Genomic DNA, 15,535 nt, shown 5'->3' on the forward strand with positions numbered 1-15,535 from the left:
TCTTCATCTATCAAATAAAGATTTTTATCAAATGGCGGATTAAGCTTTTTTAACACCTAAAAGTAAAGCCTACATGATGTAGGCTTTACTTAGCAGAAGAGTGGCTTTAGAACTTCCAGTTATAGAAGACGTCGATGGCACGCTCTAATGACTGACTCGCCTCTAAGTACATACGTTTGTTCATTTGATAACGCAGAGTCAATTTATTGACTGGTGTAAAGACACCCACACCATAACGAATATATAAGTCAGGTGTAATATAACCGGTCAGGCTGACTTGTGTGTCATCCCCAGTACCTTGCGCATCCAACGCCAAACCACTTAAGCCAAAAGTACGTCCAATTTGGTTCGTAAAGGCACGTGTACCGCCTAAACCTAAACTAATCCCTGCGGCAGCAATGGTGTTATTGACATCTGACTTGAAGCCTTCCGTTTGACTTAAACCAGTTGTACCTTCATTAATTCGGCCTGTAATTAACGCATTCAAAGCCTCTTGCTCAGAAAGCCCTGCATCGTTATAGACTTGAATATTGGGTGATGTTGCCGTACCCGTCACACGGAAACCCACCGTGCTACCTTGTACATTTTTATTTGCATCGACATCCAGTGTTGGGTTGCTCAACACACCGTTAAAACGCGCTATGGCACGGTTTAAATCCAAACTCTGTCCATAAGCTTCAATTTTAACTTTCTGACTTACCCCAATTGCACCATTGGCACGCATTGCTGTTTCAGCACCGCGCTGCGACAGATATAAACGTCCTAACAATGGAATACGACTATTAAACCCTTGGAACACAACTTGATTACCTAGTCCAACCATCACATCAGCACGAATATCCCAAGGTTTTGCGCTATTTAAAATCGCCAATTGGTTTTGACCTTCTCTGACCACGCGTACATCTGACGATACGTTCACCACAGGTACAGATGCTTCAGGCATCGAAATAAGCGCACGAGGAACTTGAATTTCACCGTTTAAAGTTAACTTCTTACTCAACGGTAAAACATCCAGTGTGATTTTCGGTGTCACTAGCGCGGTAATTAATGGCGCTTGACGAATCAGTAAATTTTCTCCATTCAACTGAAGCTGAATGCGTGGATCATTTTTCCAATCTACCGTCCCTGTAAGTGTACCCACACCACGACCACTGTTAAAAGCACCATTGATGGTGGCTTGGTCTTGGCGTATAGCGGAATACAGCTGAATATTGGTCAAATTGACTGGAAGTGAGATCATACTAATTGAACCGTCTTTCAGACGGACATCGCCTGTAAGTAGTGGTGCTTTTAGCGTTCCATTAATCTTACCCGCATACGAAAGTGTTCCGCCCATTGAGCGTACATCGGCAATGAAAGGTTTAAAGACTTTGAGTTGCACCTGATCAAATGCAATTTCACCGCGCATAGGCATGTTGTCCCGATACGGATCAATAACCACATTGGCATAGCCCACACCAATTTCAGGTGTTTTGACATCCAAACGGATTTGTAATCCTTCTGCGATGCTTTTGGCAACCAAAGCCACTTGTTCATATTTTAAGGTTGAGCCCATATCTTGTGGGTCATCCGCCGCCAAGCCAATCACACCATCTCGGGTGACTAAGCGCGCATCAATTTTTGGTTTAGACCCTTGTGCCCAAACCGCTTTAGCATGTCCATTTAACTTACCTGTAATTGCTAACCCTTCAGGCATAAAGGCAGCAAAGTCGTTTAGGTCGAGGTTTTGAGTCAAGAATGAAATATTGCCACGTGTTTTACTGACTCGAATCGGCTGGTCAAAACACAACTGACTTTGTTGACTCATCCAACAATGCGCGCCAATCAACAAATCTGCTTTGGCACTGTTATAGACTACGGCTGCACTTTGGCGCTGTACCAAACGTGCGCGCAAAGAGTCAAAATCACCTTTTTGGATCTGACCTAGCCAATCATTTTGCGCATTAAAACCACCTGCCAATTGCACATAAAATTTCGACTTTTCGTTTTGTGCAGAAACTTTTAATAAATGCGCTTTGCGAATACCTGCCAGTGAAATTTCACCTTGTTGAATTTCACGATTACCACTTCTTAAGCTTTCCATTTTTGCAGTCAATAATGACGGCGTTGTTTCCGATGTCGGTAATTGCCCAACAATGCGTAATTTACGCATATCAATCAGATCTTTAAAGCCAAAATTATCCACTGCTAAGTTTGCCGTAGCCCTTAAACGTGGTTGAGATTGGATATTTAAATAGCCGTAAGCACGACCACGTAAGCCCGCATAAATTTCATACAGTGCAGGCGCATTAATATTCAGTCTTAGGTTTTGTGCATTACCCGTTGCTTGCACTTGGTTTTTGGCATAAGCCAACAGTAGGTTATTCGCTTCAAACTGTTGCGGTAAAAAGCCCTTTTCACTGGAGTTGAGCACCAAAGCTAAATTACCTGTACCACGGACTGGCTTATTGTTCAGTGTACCCGCTAGGTTTAAGCTTTCAATGTTAATGCGTTTTAAAGCATCCGACCATGTGCCTTTGGTTTTCACTACACCAGACAATTCGCCTTTAACACTAGACGCAAAATATTGCGGTTTAAAACGAATGAATGCTGCATTCACATCCCAAGTGATACCGTGAATAAAATGCACCAAACCGCTGGCATTAATTTGACCCGCCACACCATTGTGTTTCAGCTCAGTCACTTTAATAAATTCGGGCGTTCCTGAAAGTTTTAGGTTTAACGCACCCTGACTGGCTTCAAACTGGCTGGCTTTTAAAGCGCCATCGTAGTTCACTGCATAGCCTTTGAAAGCACCACCCGCTTTTTCATCATTAAACAGGAGTGCCGCGGTTGACTGACCAGTTAAGTGAACCGTTTCATTATTGCCCACCAGTTTTCCAGTCAGATCAATGCCCTGTAGCTGAATGATTTGCTGATTCGGTTTGGCATAGCCACTTGCTTGGAGCTTTCCATTCAATAGATTAACTGGTGAAGCTTCTGCTACCATTTGCGGGTTAAAATCTTTCGCGTTTAAAGCAGCTTTCCACTTCAGTTGACGTTTCTCATCTGGCAGCTCTACCACCGCATTACCACTTAAGCTTCCCTTACCTGCTACATAACTAAAACTCGGCACATTTAAATTATTATTTTTAAAATTTAACTGTGCGAGGTAATTACCCGCAGGTAAAGTCGCTTTTTCGTGTTGACTCACAACAGTAGCAACATGAATATCTTGCTGACCTTCAACCAACGCCAGTTTTACATCTCCTGAAGCACTACTTAACCAGCCGATATAAGGCACAGCACGATCAATATTTTTCCAAGAAACATCCATCAACATTGGCTGGACTTTGTTATTTTTCTCTGGGTTTTGGTCTAGTGCGAGATGCCATGCTTCATAACGATCAAAGTCTAGATCTGCGGTTAAGTATAAACCCTTTTCAAGCGTACCTTTGGATGCAATTTTTGCATCCAAACTTGGTGGTAGAAAGTCAGAAACTACTTGTGGCAGTACATCATCTTTAGGATTGATTTTATCTAAACGACCTTGTACATCCCAAGTGACATGATCTTTCCAACTCACCACACCACCCAGATTGACCGAACCTTTCATCAACTGAGCATTTAGGTTATCAATATCAAGTTGATGAACCAAATCGGTATGCATCAAAGCTGTATATTGACCTTTTGGAATGTCTTTACCACTCAGATCTGTATTTAAGTCGATATTTAAACGTTCGATATCACCTGAAAATTTAGCAACGCCTTTTTCAGCATAGAGTTTGTAATCGGTCAGGAGTGGTAAGTTGTAATGATTAAATTTAAGCTGACCTTGCATCGGTACATGCTTACGTACAGGGTGCAAAATGGCCCAACCCGTCAACAGGTCAGGTGTCCGCGTTGCAAAACCCGCTTGAATAGTATCCAATGTCCCTGTTGCGTGTACAGCAATATCATGCACATTTAAACTATCACGCAGTGCCGGTAGGTTGGCAATAGCAGTCGCCTCAAGTGGATATTTCCCTGAGAATTTCATTTTCCCAGTTGCATTACGAACTGCTAAATAGCCCATGTCCATGCGAGAGTCTTCAAACTCAAGTTCCGTCCCCGACCAGAGGGCATTATTTAAATGCACATCATAAAAATCTACTTGGGCATCGGATGCAGTCCGGATATTTAAATGATCAACATCTGCTGTATCTAAACGTAAAACAAAGGGTAATTTAATTTCGCTGAACTTAAAGGGTTCATCACTCGGTTCACCTTTGGTAATGATGCGCAAATTGCGCACATCAGCTTCACGTAGATGAATCTCTTTATCTAAGATGGCGCGCCAACCCAAACTTACATCAGCACGGTCAATTTTGACATCGACAGGCTTTAAGGTGACCACCACATTTTTAAGGATAATACCTTTCCACAGATTACCGCCTTCATACTCATATTGGATAATCTGCTGACGTTGCAAAACTTGGTCGAGTAAAAACTTACTGCCTTTATCTGTAGAAAACATGACCGCAAGCGATATCACCAACAAGATGAGCGTCAACAACAGCGTCAAAAGGACACTTCTAAGAATACGTCGCTGTTTGGCAAGCGGCGTAGGTGGTGTTGGTTCTTGCTGCTGTTCTACTTCAGCCATAGTCTTCCCAAAAAAGTGTTAAATATTATAATAATGAGCCAATAAAGAAATGCACACGTATCGGATGACTATCATCAGAAATACCTGAAGCTACATCGATCCGGATCGGTCCTATCGGTGATGCCCAGCGCACACCAAGACCAACACTGTATTCGGTGTCATTGCTAAAATCTGTATCATAAGCATTACCAAAGTCGCTGAATACTGCTGCACGCCAGCCTTCTTTAAACTGATAATTATATTCCATGGAGCCGACAGCTAAGGCCTGACCACCCACTTTAAAACCATCGACCACAGGTGACAAACTCTTGTAGTCAAAACCGCGGATACCTTGGTCTCCACCCGTGAAATAACGTAAGTTATAAGGGACTTTATTAAAGTCTGGGGTAAAGATATAACCGAGATCGCCACGTCCGACAAACTGGTGATTATCATTTTCACCCAATGAATAGATAAAGCGCCAACCCGCATTTACAATAGCCATATCTGCATCTGAAAGTAGGCTTTCGCTTCCCAGTTCAATTTTATAAGTTTGTTTAATTCCTTTACTAGGGTTTACACGTTTATCACTGTCAATTCTAGAAATTTCATAGCCCAATAAAAGCGACTCTTGCTCAGGGTCATTATTTGCAATAAATGCATCCGGCAAATCATCTACATTCGCTGAACCCTTTTGCGTCAATCGATCTAAACGGTAACGCACACCATAGGTATGTTGCCAATTCCCCATTGGGTTTTTGATAACACGGTCAGCCCCAGCAACAGCAGATTCAGTGAGTAAGTTTACGCCTTGTCCGATGTCATCTCGTTCTTCACGCTCATACCCCCCCACGAGACTAATATAATCATTTAGTGGATGCTTATAGGGAATATTATAGCGACCATCAATAGCCTGTCGAATTTCTGAAAGTTCTAAGTTGGCATCAAAAGAGTGTCCACGCTGGTTCACAATCGCACGGCGATACTGTGTACGTAAGCGAGCACCAGAATCACTACCATAACCTGCACCGACTTCTACACTATTTAACTGGTCTGCATTTAAAGTAACTTTAACAGGAATTACTTTTGTTTCCCGAGCTTCAAGTTTTAAACGCTCTTCTTCACTCTGTTTGGTTTCTTGTGCGGTGCGAAGCGCTGCTTGTGCTTTATTCTGCTCAGGATCATTAACACCTGCGAACTGTGCTTCACTCACCACAGACTGCGTCACTTCACGATTCGAAGCAACTTCCTGTTTTTCTTGAACCAGAACATCCTGACGAGAAAGTTGTTGTTCATCGACCAACTGCTGTAAATCAGGCGGTAACTCACGAACCCTTTCTACAGGATCAGGTCGAACAGCATCTACCAAACTGTAGTTAAAGTAACGTGAGTTAGTCAAATTATTGGCCAAACCATTAACACGCCAAAAGGTATAGTCCGCCCCAGGCTCCCAAGTCACTAAACTTTGTAAAACATCTAAATCAATAGGCAGTGGTTTGCTTGGGTCACTCATCACAAACTCAACATCGCCGAGTTTATAGCGTTCACCCGTTTCATAACGTAAGTTAATGTCTGCCGTATTTTGCGGCTGTTCCACTTTCACATCATGTAAGCGCCAGTAACTATCAAAGAAACCGTTATTGCTGGCCGCTTCATTAATTCGTGCTTTCGTCGACTCGTATAAGCCGTGGTGCAATACATCACCGACGTCTTGCTCTGGTAAGACTTTAATCACTTGGAACTGCGGTAAGTACTGACCTGCACCACTAAACTCGATATTTTGTTCTTCAATCCGCACAGGAGTATTCGGTACCACTTGAATGCGCACACGGTTACTGCTGGTTTTTTCAAACTTAAACTCAGCATTATAAAAACCGACAGCTTGTGCGGCTTGGTTGGAGAGTGAACGCAACTGTGGCAATGCCGAAGGAAAGTCTTCAAAAGACTCTTCGGTAAAGCTAGAAATTTTGCCTTTGATATTTTCTTTTAAATTAACCAAAGCGGCCTGATACGCTTTATTGGATATTTCACCTTCATATTTCGCATTGATGATTTCGACATCCGCACTGATCCGCGGCACTTTTGCAGTATCCAGTTCTCTTGGTGGTCGAATTTTATAAAGCATGCGCTTAAAGAAATTGGGTTCTTTGGCAATTTGCTCTTCAGTACTCATGGCAAAGTCTAAAGTATTTCCTTCCGTGTTGGCTTCTACTGAAATTTTACTGTCTGCTTGAATGCTTTGCATCAGTTGATCAACATTGACCGGAGCTTGATTAATTTCCGCCATTTCCTGCTGAGTTGCATCACTCACCACCAACTCTGTCGTTTGACCACTTCGGTAAGCTTGAGCTTCTGCTTTCGCTTGCTCAGCCACCTGATAAATATCATTGGCCATGCCTTGATCAACTTGTACAGTTGGCAAGTCCTCAAGATCATCAAACTCAATCGGTGCAAATTCAGGTAAATTTTTTAAAGCCGTCTGTTGCTGTTGCAACATTTGCATACTGTCTGGAACCGTGGGCTGAACTACAGAATTTTCAACTTTTTTTAATTCGTCCGCGCTACCCATACCTTGACGAATCGCTTCTTTTTTAATGTCTTCAGTGAATTCTGTAGAATTTTGTGGCTCGACTTGTACGTTACTTGGTTCAATCGCAACGGGGGTTTCAGCCAAAGCCGCTTGTGACAAAAGCGTTAAAAAGATACTCAGACACAAATATTTATTGTTATGATGCCACGGTATGAAAGAATTCATACTCAATGAAAGAGTCGACTTTTTAAATTGTGTTTTGGCAAGCATAGAAAACTCTAAATTTATTTAATCGTTATGGATTTGCTCTAATGAATTGTCACAAAAGAACTGAAATCTATTGATTATTTTACCCAATTTCAGGTTTTAAATATCTTACATGATTTTATTGAACGTTTGAGCAATTAGTCACATTTCTTAATAAAACTTAATACAGCGCAAAAAGCATGAAAAACAATGAACATCTATTAAGTACCCGTCGTTTTCTTCCCATGTTTATTACCCAATTTTTTGGTGCTTTAAACGACAATGTCTATAAACAAGCTTTGCTTTTAGTCATTACTTATGGATGGATTAATCAACAAGCTGCAGATGTCAGTACCTTAAATAATTTAGCCGCACTGTTATTTATTTTGCCTTACTTCATTTTTTCTGCAACCGCAGGACAAATTGCCGATAAATTTGAGCGCTCACAACTTATTCGTGGCATCAAAGTTCTAGAAATTGTGATTATGCTCATCGGTTCCGCGGGTTTCTTATTGGGCAATTTATGGCTACTGCTCTTGGCTCTATTTATGATGGGCACACACTCCACCTTCTTTGGCCCCATTAAATACGCCATTTTGCCTGAGATTCTAAAACCGAATGAACTCATGTCGGGCAATGCGCTATTTCAGTCGGGCACATCCATTGCTATTTTAATCGGGATGATTTTGGGTGGCGCAGTTATTTCGGTTTCTCAAGGTAACTTGCTGTGGATTAGTATCACGGTCGTCACTATTGCAATCTTAGGCTATATTTCGAGTCGATTTATCTTAAAACAACAAGTCAGCTCACCCGACTTAAAAATTGACTGGAACTTCTTTAGAACTAGTTTTCAAACACTCAAATATGCCAAAAGCCTCCCCCTCATCTTTATGATTTTACTGGGGAATTCATGGTATTGGTTTTACGGTGCAACCTATCTCACCCAAATTCCACAGTTGACTCAACAAAACCTACATGCATCCGAAAATGTCGTCAGTCTTTTACTCACGTTCTTTTCTGTCGGGATTGGAGTCGGTTCCCTGCTCTGTCGTAGAATTGGTGGCTCTGAAGTGAATATTAAAATGGTGCCTATCGGTGCGATTGGGCTCACCCTATTCGCTTTTTACTTGGCTTTGAGTCTGGCTTTTGTACCTGAACGTACAGGGGCGATGATGAATGTCGCGGATATGTTTAACCACGGTGCAATTTACTACCATGTCATGCTTGCGGTGACCTTGCTCGGCATCAGTGGCGGTTTTTATATTGTGCCGCTATACGCCATGATGCAAGCCTATTCACCGCGTTCACACCGTGCACGTGTTGTTGCCGCAAACAACATATTAAATGCGGTGTTTATGGTGTCTTCTGCTATATTTTCGATTATCATTTTAAGTGTTTTGAAGATTGATATTAAAATACTTTTCAGTATTACTGCTGTATTAAGTGCGGGATTTACGCTGTGGTTGTTATATCGACTCAAACCCATGCTAAAAACCGTACAACCTGAGTTAGAGGACTAAAGTTATGCGTCATTACACTGGCATCGATAAATTTATCAATTCTTTTGATCAAGCCCTGCGTAGCTTAGTTCCGGGCACGACGTCTGCTCAACGTGAAAACCCAGGCAAGGCGGTAGAAACACAACTCGCAGTGAGTGAAGCTCGTCATGTTGCAGGTTTAATGCGGGTCAACCATAGTGGCGAAGTGTGTGCGCAAGCGCTTTATCATGGGCAAGCTTTAACGGCAAAACTGCCGAATGTACGCCGCGAAATGGAACAAGCCGCAATTGAAGAACAAGACCATCTTGCATGGTGTGAAGACCGCTTAAAAGAGCTAGACAGCCATACCAGTCTGCTCAATCCAATTTGGTACGGCTTATCCTTTGGTATGGGCGCAATCGCAGGCATTGCAGGCGATAAATATAGCTTAGGTTTTGTCGCAGAAACTGAACGCCAAGTGAGCCTGCATTTACAGCATCACATCAGCCAACTCCCTGCTCAAGATGACCGTTCACGCAATATCCTTGTGCAAATGAATGAAGATGAATTACACCATCGTGATACAGCACTGAATGCTGGCGGTGTCGATTTACCGATTCCTGTCAAAATCACCATGACGGCTATTTCAAAACTCATGACCAAGACCAGTTATTTTATTTAAACAAATATGCTTTACCCCCCATAAAAAAGCAGTGGTTATACCACTACTTTTTTATTTACTCCAATTTGCTTATTCCGCTGATATCGGCAGTAATAAAGTATTACCTACTTGCTTTAAATTCGCCGTATATTTTGACGCTAGTGATGGATTGGATGGATAGCTTTTCCCATTGTACTTCAGTACAACTTGCCCTAAACCACGCGTATAAACCGACAAGTCACGCCAACCTTGGGTTTGGGTACTTAAAGCATAAATCGGTGTAGATGATACGGTCATTTTGCTATGCGGTTGGAAACTTCCATTTGCAAGACCTTTAAAGACCAACAATGTACAGCCACCTGAACCACACCACTCCATCCCACATAATAACACCACGGCATCATCGATACCGTCTTGGTTTAAATCATACAGACTACTTTGATAATCCGATTGATCTTGCGTATAGGCCTGTACAGCTAGTTTTAGCCCTTGTTTTTCAGCAGTTTGAGATATACTCGTTGTATCCATAGCAGTTGTAGTCGTCGCTGTCATCTTAGACGGAGTTGAATGACAGCCCGCTAGAAGCACTGCTAAAGAAAGAGCGCTCAAAATTTGGATTTTCATGAAAATAACTCGCTATGAATTGTGCTTTATGAGCATGTTAAGGCAGTTTAAGGGCCAATCACACTTCAATATGTTACTTGTCTTCCAAGCAACTCACCGTTGGAAATGCATGCTTTGCATGTTGAAATGCAGTATCGTTCCACACATCGAACATTGGAATTTTAACGTCTAACGCCAAAGGCAATTTTTTGGGATTGAACTGCATATGTTCTAAGTTTTCACCCCATGCAATCAAATCGACATCCAGTGAAATCTGATGTGATGGACGGACACGCCCAGATACTGCTTCCATATTTTTCAGCAATACCGAAATATCGGCAACCGACAAAGACGATTTCAGCAAACAGGCTGCATTCCAATAATCTGCCCCAACTCCATCACGGCATGGAATTAAATAAATATTCGAAAATTGCAGTTGCCCAATTTTAGCAAGTTGCTCAGAGGCATATAAAAAATGTTGCTTTGGATTATTATTACTCGCCAGAGCTAGGGCGAAAATCGTTTCGGTGGCGTTCAAGACGAATTCCTACAGAATTTGCTTGCGCGATAATGGCAGGCTTACGGATGGTAATATTAATCGATTCAATAGCATGAAAGGTAGAAAAAAGTGTATTGATGACCAATTTTGCCGCATGTTCAATCAGTTCAGGCTTGGCGTCTTGAATGACCTTTGCTGCAATTTCACAAATTTCAGCATAATTTAAGGTATGGTCTAAGTCATCTGAGTTTGATGCTTGCTCCAAATCCGTTTGAATAATCATATCCAACATTAAAGGCTGAATAATCTGACGTTCCCAGTTAAAACAGCCAACCACTGTTTCAACTTTTAAGCCTTCAATGATAATTGCGTCCACATTATTACCTTTAACAGATTTTGACTTTTAATCCCTGCCTTGCGAAACCAAGTTTCTCATTCCTTAAACAGGAAAGCGTTTTCAATCCCTCTTTTCAAAAGAGGAACTGAAAGGGATTTTTTGGAGAATGTGTTTCAAAAGAATTTAGTTTTTTAACAACACATTTGGGTCCATAGTTTGCACCATTTGCAAACGCTGGTCAGCATAGATGTCGGTATACGGCGCAAGGATGCGCATGAAACGATCAAAATACAACATCTGTTTAAATAACAAAGCAAAATCACGCGGGAAGCGAATCCCGTGGCGCTCGCCTACTGCAACCATATCCATCATGATGTCATTCAAATCTGCTGGGTTTGAACTCAGCAACTCTTGCGGATCTGCCAACAACACACCACTGAATAAACGCTCAAGATCTGCGGCCAATACCTGAGTATCAATCTTCACAGCGGTCATGCCCATTTTCAGCATGTTTTCCGCCATAAGTGCATAATCCGTTTTTTGTAAGGCATCCATAAACGCGATGCAAGCTGTCCATACTTCAGGTTTCAACTGCCCCACAATGCCGAAATCAATAAAACCCACACGACCATCATCAAGTAGCATCAGGTTTCCAGCATGTAAGTCGGCATGGAAGCTATTACACATCATCAGACTACCAAACCACGTGTTCATGGCAGTTATCAGGACTTGAGATGGATCTTTACAGCGCTTTTTAACCACTTCAAAATCAGTCAGTGGTACGCCATAAAGACGCTGCATAGTCAGCACACGGCGAGTCGAATATTGGTGATAGACCTTCGGCGCCATGGCTTTATGGTTTTGCGTGATATTGAGATAGTTTACAAAGTCATCCAGATTACTGGCTTCTTCAATAAAATCAACTTCACGAACCATACGGTTTTTGATTTCTTCCACAATGTCTGCAAGAGATGCAAATTTGACTTTAGGCACTGCTTTTTCTAAAACCTTGGTTGCCCAGTGCAAAACATTTAAGTCGGTATAGAGAATCGTTTCTACACCTGGCTTTTGTACTTTAATCACCACATCTTCGCCCGTCACCAGTTTTGCGGCATGGACTTGGGCAATAGATGCTGAAGCTAAAGGCGTTTCATCAATAGATGCAAAAATCTCAGACAGGTTTCGGCCTTCAAACTCAGATGCCAAAACCCCTTGCACATAACTAAATGGTAAAGATGGCGTTTGGTCTAAACAGCCTTGAAACTCTTCAACATATTCACGTGGAAAAAGTGAAGGTGTACTCGCAATAAACTGCCCCAACTTGATATAGGTTGAACCCAGAGACTCAAAGGTTTCACGCATCAGTTTGGCATTACTTGGTTTTTCAGTTGCGTACTTAATACCCGCACGTGCTGCAATGACTGCTGTTTCCCCAACACGGGCAACAGAGCGCAGTCCATCTAAAAAGATATTGTTTTTCATAATATCGGTCAAAAATAAATTGTATTGAGTGTATCAAAGAATGAAAAAATTGCAGGCTTATCTTGCCTGACAAACTGGACAATCTGTATCTTTTTCGAAAGCAAGCAAACGTTGTTTCATACTTAAGCCGTCCCAAAGCAACAGGCGTTGTTTGAGTGCAGTTACATTTAAACCCAAATATAAGAGTGCATGATGCGCTTGAAGGCTGGCCATCACGTTTGGCGTGGTGGCGAGAACGCCCGAATCTGCACAGCGTAGGCTTTCATTCGCATGTTCTTCTTTCGGGAACAAACATTCATAGCAAGCAGACTCACCTTCCACCATAAACAGCTGCCCTTGAAAACCAATGGCCGATGCACTGATGAGTGGAACATTGGCTGCTTTACACTGCTGATTGACCAAATACCGTGTCGTAAAATTATCACAACCATCAAGAACTAAATCTTGACCTAAAATTAAGCTAGATGCATTGGCTGTATCAAGTTTTACGGCATGTGCATGGACTTGAATATAGGGATTAATCTGCTTTAAACGCTGGGCTAAAACCTCTGCTTTATAAAAACCGACATTGTTTTCTACATAGGCAATCTGTCTTTGGAGATTACTCACTTCGATGGTATCAGCATCAATCAAGGTGATTTTCCCTACGCCAGCACGTGCCAATAACTCTGCAGTCATACAACCAATTCCGCCACAGCCCACAATGAGTACATTGGCCAACTTTAGTTTTTCTTGTGCCTCTATATCCCATCCGTCCAATAAAATTTGACGGCTATAGAGATACATTTCAGCACTACTGAGTTCTAGACTTTCATCTAACTCGTCCATGATTCAGCCTTTTGCTAAAGAAAATGTTGATGGCGAATTATAACCATGAAACCAAGGTTAGCTATGCACAAATTCAATAAATGCTATGTGTTTTACATAGCTAAGCTTTTCCATTTTTAAGTTACGGAGATTGAACCAAACTAGTTGCCTATTTTGACTTAGGCTATTTATATCTCTAACCATGTTTAGAACGGTGTTCCACAAGTCACATCCGCTATAAATGGATCAAAGAAAAGCCAGCCTATTTAGAACTGGCTGGCTTTAATTCTAATTAGAGTTCAACAAAAAATATGATACGCGAAAATGTCATCTGCAACCTGCATGGTCTAAGCAAGATAATGTTTCTTCGATATCTTTTAATAAATCCAAGAAAAGAACAGGTTTTGCAGGTGACAATGGTTTTGCCTACTTTTGCCGAAACAAAAGTAGGGCGAGCCGCAGGCTAATGACGAAATTGGATGAAAATTCGATAAAACTCCGCCAAGATAATTTTTTTCAATCGGTTAGATCAACAATTACTGCGAATTCGACTTACCACTAAGACCCTTTTATTTTTAAATTAAATTGCAGCTTGTAAGGTTTGTATCTTTGCCACTTCTTGCTGTTTCAGTAAATTACGTTGAATTTTGCCACTCGACGTTTTCGGCAAGCTTTCAACAAACTCAATTTCTTTCGGATACGCATGTTTAGATAAACGTGAACGCACATAGGCTTGGAGTTTGCTATCCAACTCTTTAGAGGCTTGGTACTGAGGTTTCAGCACCACAAAAGCTTTCACCACTTCAGTACGTTCTGGGTCAGGCTTACCAATCACAGCCGACTCTAAAACCTCTTCGCACTCAAGCAAAGTACTTTCGACATCAAAAGGCCCAACTCGATAGCCTGACGTTGTAATGACATCATCAGCACGCCCAACAAAGTCGATACCGCCAATTTCATTCAGTTTGACCGTATCACCGGTTAAATAATACTGCCCCACAAAGGACTTACGATTATTGCCACCATAGCCTTTAAACCATGTCAGTGGTGACTGGCTAAAGTCTATCGCCAACGTTCCAATTTCACCGCACTTCACTTCTTGGTGATTCGCATCCAGCACAGCAAAGCGGTGTCCTGGGTTGGCAAAGCCTGCCGACCCGACTTTTTTCTCATGCTCCAGTGCATGATGGTTGGCAATCACCATGCCCAACTCAGTTTGTCCATATTGGTCATAAATGTTGACGTTCAGATCATTATTAAACCAATGAATCACTTCTGGGGTCAAAGGCTCACCCGCACTACTGACGGCGCGTAAATGGGTCTTAATGGAAGGATCAAACTTTTCTTTAAAACCAAAGAACATCCGAAAAGCTGTAGGCGAACCTGTTAAATTACTGACGCGATACTTTTTAATGACTTCAACCGCATGATCGACGCTAAATGCGCGCTCATCCATAATGATGCTATGCCCCAAGCTGAGCGGCCCTGTGATTCCGTAGTACAACCCATAAGCCCAGCCCGGATCGGCTAAATTCCAAAATGAATCGTCTTCTCTTAAATCAACCGCATGTTGCATATAACCCTTAAAAACCAAAACAGCTTTTAAAGGGACAGGCACTGATTTGGCCAAACCTGTGGTGCCTGAGGTAAACATCATCAGGAAATCATCATCAAAGCTACGTAAAACAGCTTCACATTGATCAGACTGTTGTTTGACCTCCTGCCAAAATTCAGCTTCATTGCTAGCTAAGTTTGTTCCTGCATTCACAGTCAGGATATGTTTGACTTCAACGTGATTTAGCTTTGGACGTTGCTCTGCATTGGTCACGATCAATTTGGTGTTCGCAGTTAAAACTCGATGTTCAATCGCCTTCGACTCAAAAGCAGTAAACAAAGGCTGATAAATCGCACCGATCCGCCATGTTGCTAAAATCGTAATCAGCAGTTCAGGCGTACGCGGTAACAGCCCTGCGATACAGTCACCCACTTGAATGCCAATACTTTTAAAATAATTCGCCAACTGTGCTGAGGCAACATCGAGCTGTTCAAAACTCCATTGCTCTGACTCGCCATTTTTTCCTTCCCAAATGAGTGCTGTTTTTTGCTGCCCGACATAGCGCTGACAGCACTCAATATAAGCATTCACTGCATTGGGTTGGCCGACCAATTGTTCTTGAATCAGTTGCTCATAGTTAAATTCTTGGTGGGCTTGTTCTAATGTCTTCATCACGACAACCTCGCATTATCCATTTTTTAAGGCCAAATCCACTTTGGCCGTCCATGTTCTTT

The 15,535-nt window shown here is 42.0% G+C and carries 10 protein-coding genes; 2 read left to right on the top strand and 8 right to left on the bottom strand.

Features of this window, described 5'->3' with window-relative positions; translation table 11 throughout:
- Positions 1 to 106: 106 nt before the first annotated feature.
- Both GVX98_RS13610 and GVX98_RS13615 read right to left on the bottom strand, forming a co-directional pair.
- The gene (locus tag GVX98_RS13610) at positions 107 to 4,624 is read right to left on the bottom strand and encodes a translocation/assembly module TamB domain-containing protein (protein WP_159128389.1); all 4,518 of its coding nucleotides are present in this window, start codon (positions 4,622 to 4,624) and stop codon (positions 107 to 109) included.
- Positions 4,625 to 4,649: 25 nt separating this feature from the next.
- Positions 4,650 to 7,403: an autotransporter assembly complex family protein gene (locus GVX98_RS13615; protein ID WP_159128390.1), complete on the bottom strand. Its 2,754-nt coding sequence runs from the start codon at positions 7,401 to 7,403 to the stop codon at positions 4,650 to 4,652.
- Positions 7,404 to 7,579: 176 nt separating this feature from the next.
- Here GVX98_RS13615 and GVX98_RS13620 point away from each other — a divergent pair, with 176 nt between their 5' ends.
- Together GVX98_RS13620 and coq7 are read left to right on the top strand one after the other, a co-directional pair.
- Positions 7,580 to 8,899 carry an MFS transporter gene (locus GVX98_RS13620; RefSeq protein ID WP_159128391.1) on the top strand — a complete coding sequence of 440 codons (1,320 nt, stop codon included), beginning with the start codon at positions 7,580 to 7,582 and terminating at the stop codon, positions 8,897 to 8,899.
- A 4-nt stretch (positions 8,900 to 8,903) separates the two neighbouring features.
- Positions 8,904 to 9,539 carry a 2-polyprenyl-3-methyl-6-methoxy-1,4-benzoquinone monooxygenase gene (gene coq7 / locus GVX98_RS13625; RefSeq protein ID WP_004696505.1) on the top strand — a complete coding sequence of 212 codons (636 nt, stop codon included), beginning with the start codon at positions 8,904 to 8,906 and terminating at the stop codon, positions 9,537 to 9,539.
- A gap of 69 nt (positions 9,540 to 9,608) precedes the next feature.
- Here coq7 and GVX98_RS13630 read toward each other — a convergent pair whose 3' ends face one another.
- From GVX98_RS13630 to GVX98_RS13655, 6 genes are all read right to left on the bottom strand, one after another.
- A complete protein-coding gene (locus tag GVX98_RS13630) occupies positions 9,609 to 10,046 on the bottom strand; it encodes a hypothetical protein (RefSeq protein ID WP_159128725.1) in 438 nt (145 codons plus the stop codon).
- Positions 10,047 to 10,215: 169 nt separating this feature from the next.
- Positions 10,216 to 10,659, bottom strand: a complete 444-nt coding sequence (locus GVX98_RS13635) for a 2-amino-4-hydroxy-6-hydroxymethyldihydropteridine diphosphokinase (RefSeq protein ID WP_159128392.1) — start codon at positions 10,657 to 10,659, stop codon at positions 10,216 to 10,218.
- Positions 10,616 to 10,996, bottom strand: a complete 381-nt coding sequence (folB, locus tag GVX98_RS13640; RefSeq protein ID WP_159128393.1) for a dihydroneopterin aldolase — start codon at positions 10,994 to 10,996, stop codon at positions 10,616 to 10,618. Before folB ends, GVX98_RS13635 begins: the two co-directional genes overlap by 44 nt.
- 144 nt (positions 10,997 to 11,140) lie before the next feature.
- Entirely contained in the window at positions 11,141 to 12,439 is a 1,299-nt protein-coding gene (locus GVX98_RS13645; protein WP_151836005.1) for an AarF/ABC1/UbiB kinase family protein, read from the bottom strand.
- A 57-nt stretch (positions 12,440 to 12,496) separates the two neighbouring features.
- Complete coding sequence (locus GVX98_RS13650) at positions 12,497 to 13,267, bottom strand: HesA/MoeB/ThiF family protein (RefSeq protein ID WP_004981985.1); 771 nt, start codon at positions 13,265 to 13,267, stop codon at positions 12,497 to 12,499.
- 559 nt (positions 13,268 to 13,826) lie between these two features.
- On the bottom strand, positions 13,827 to 15,473 hold the full coding sequence (locus tag GVX98_RS13655) for an AMP-binding protein (protein WP_159128394.1): 1,647 nt from the start codon (positions 15,471 to 15,473) through the stop codon (positions 13,827 to 13,829).
- Between the last annotated feature and the right edge of the window lie 62 nt (positions 15,474 to 15,535).

It is taken from the genome of Acinetobacter sp. 8I-beige (assembly GCF_902505955.1).
Classification (GTDB): domain Bacteria; phylum Pseudomonadota; class Gammaproteobacteria; order Pseudomonadales; family Moraxellaceae; genus Acinetobacter; species Acinetobacter johnsonii.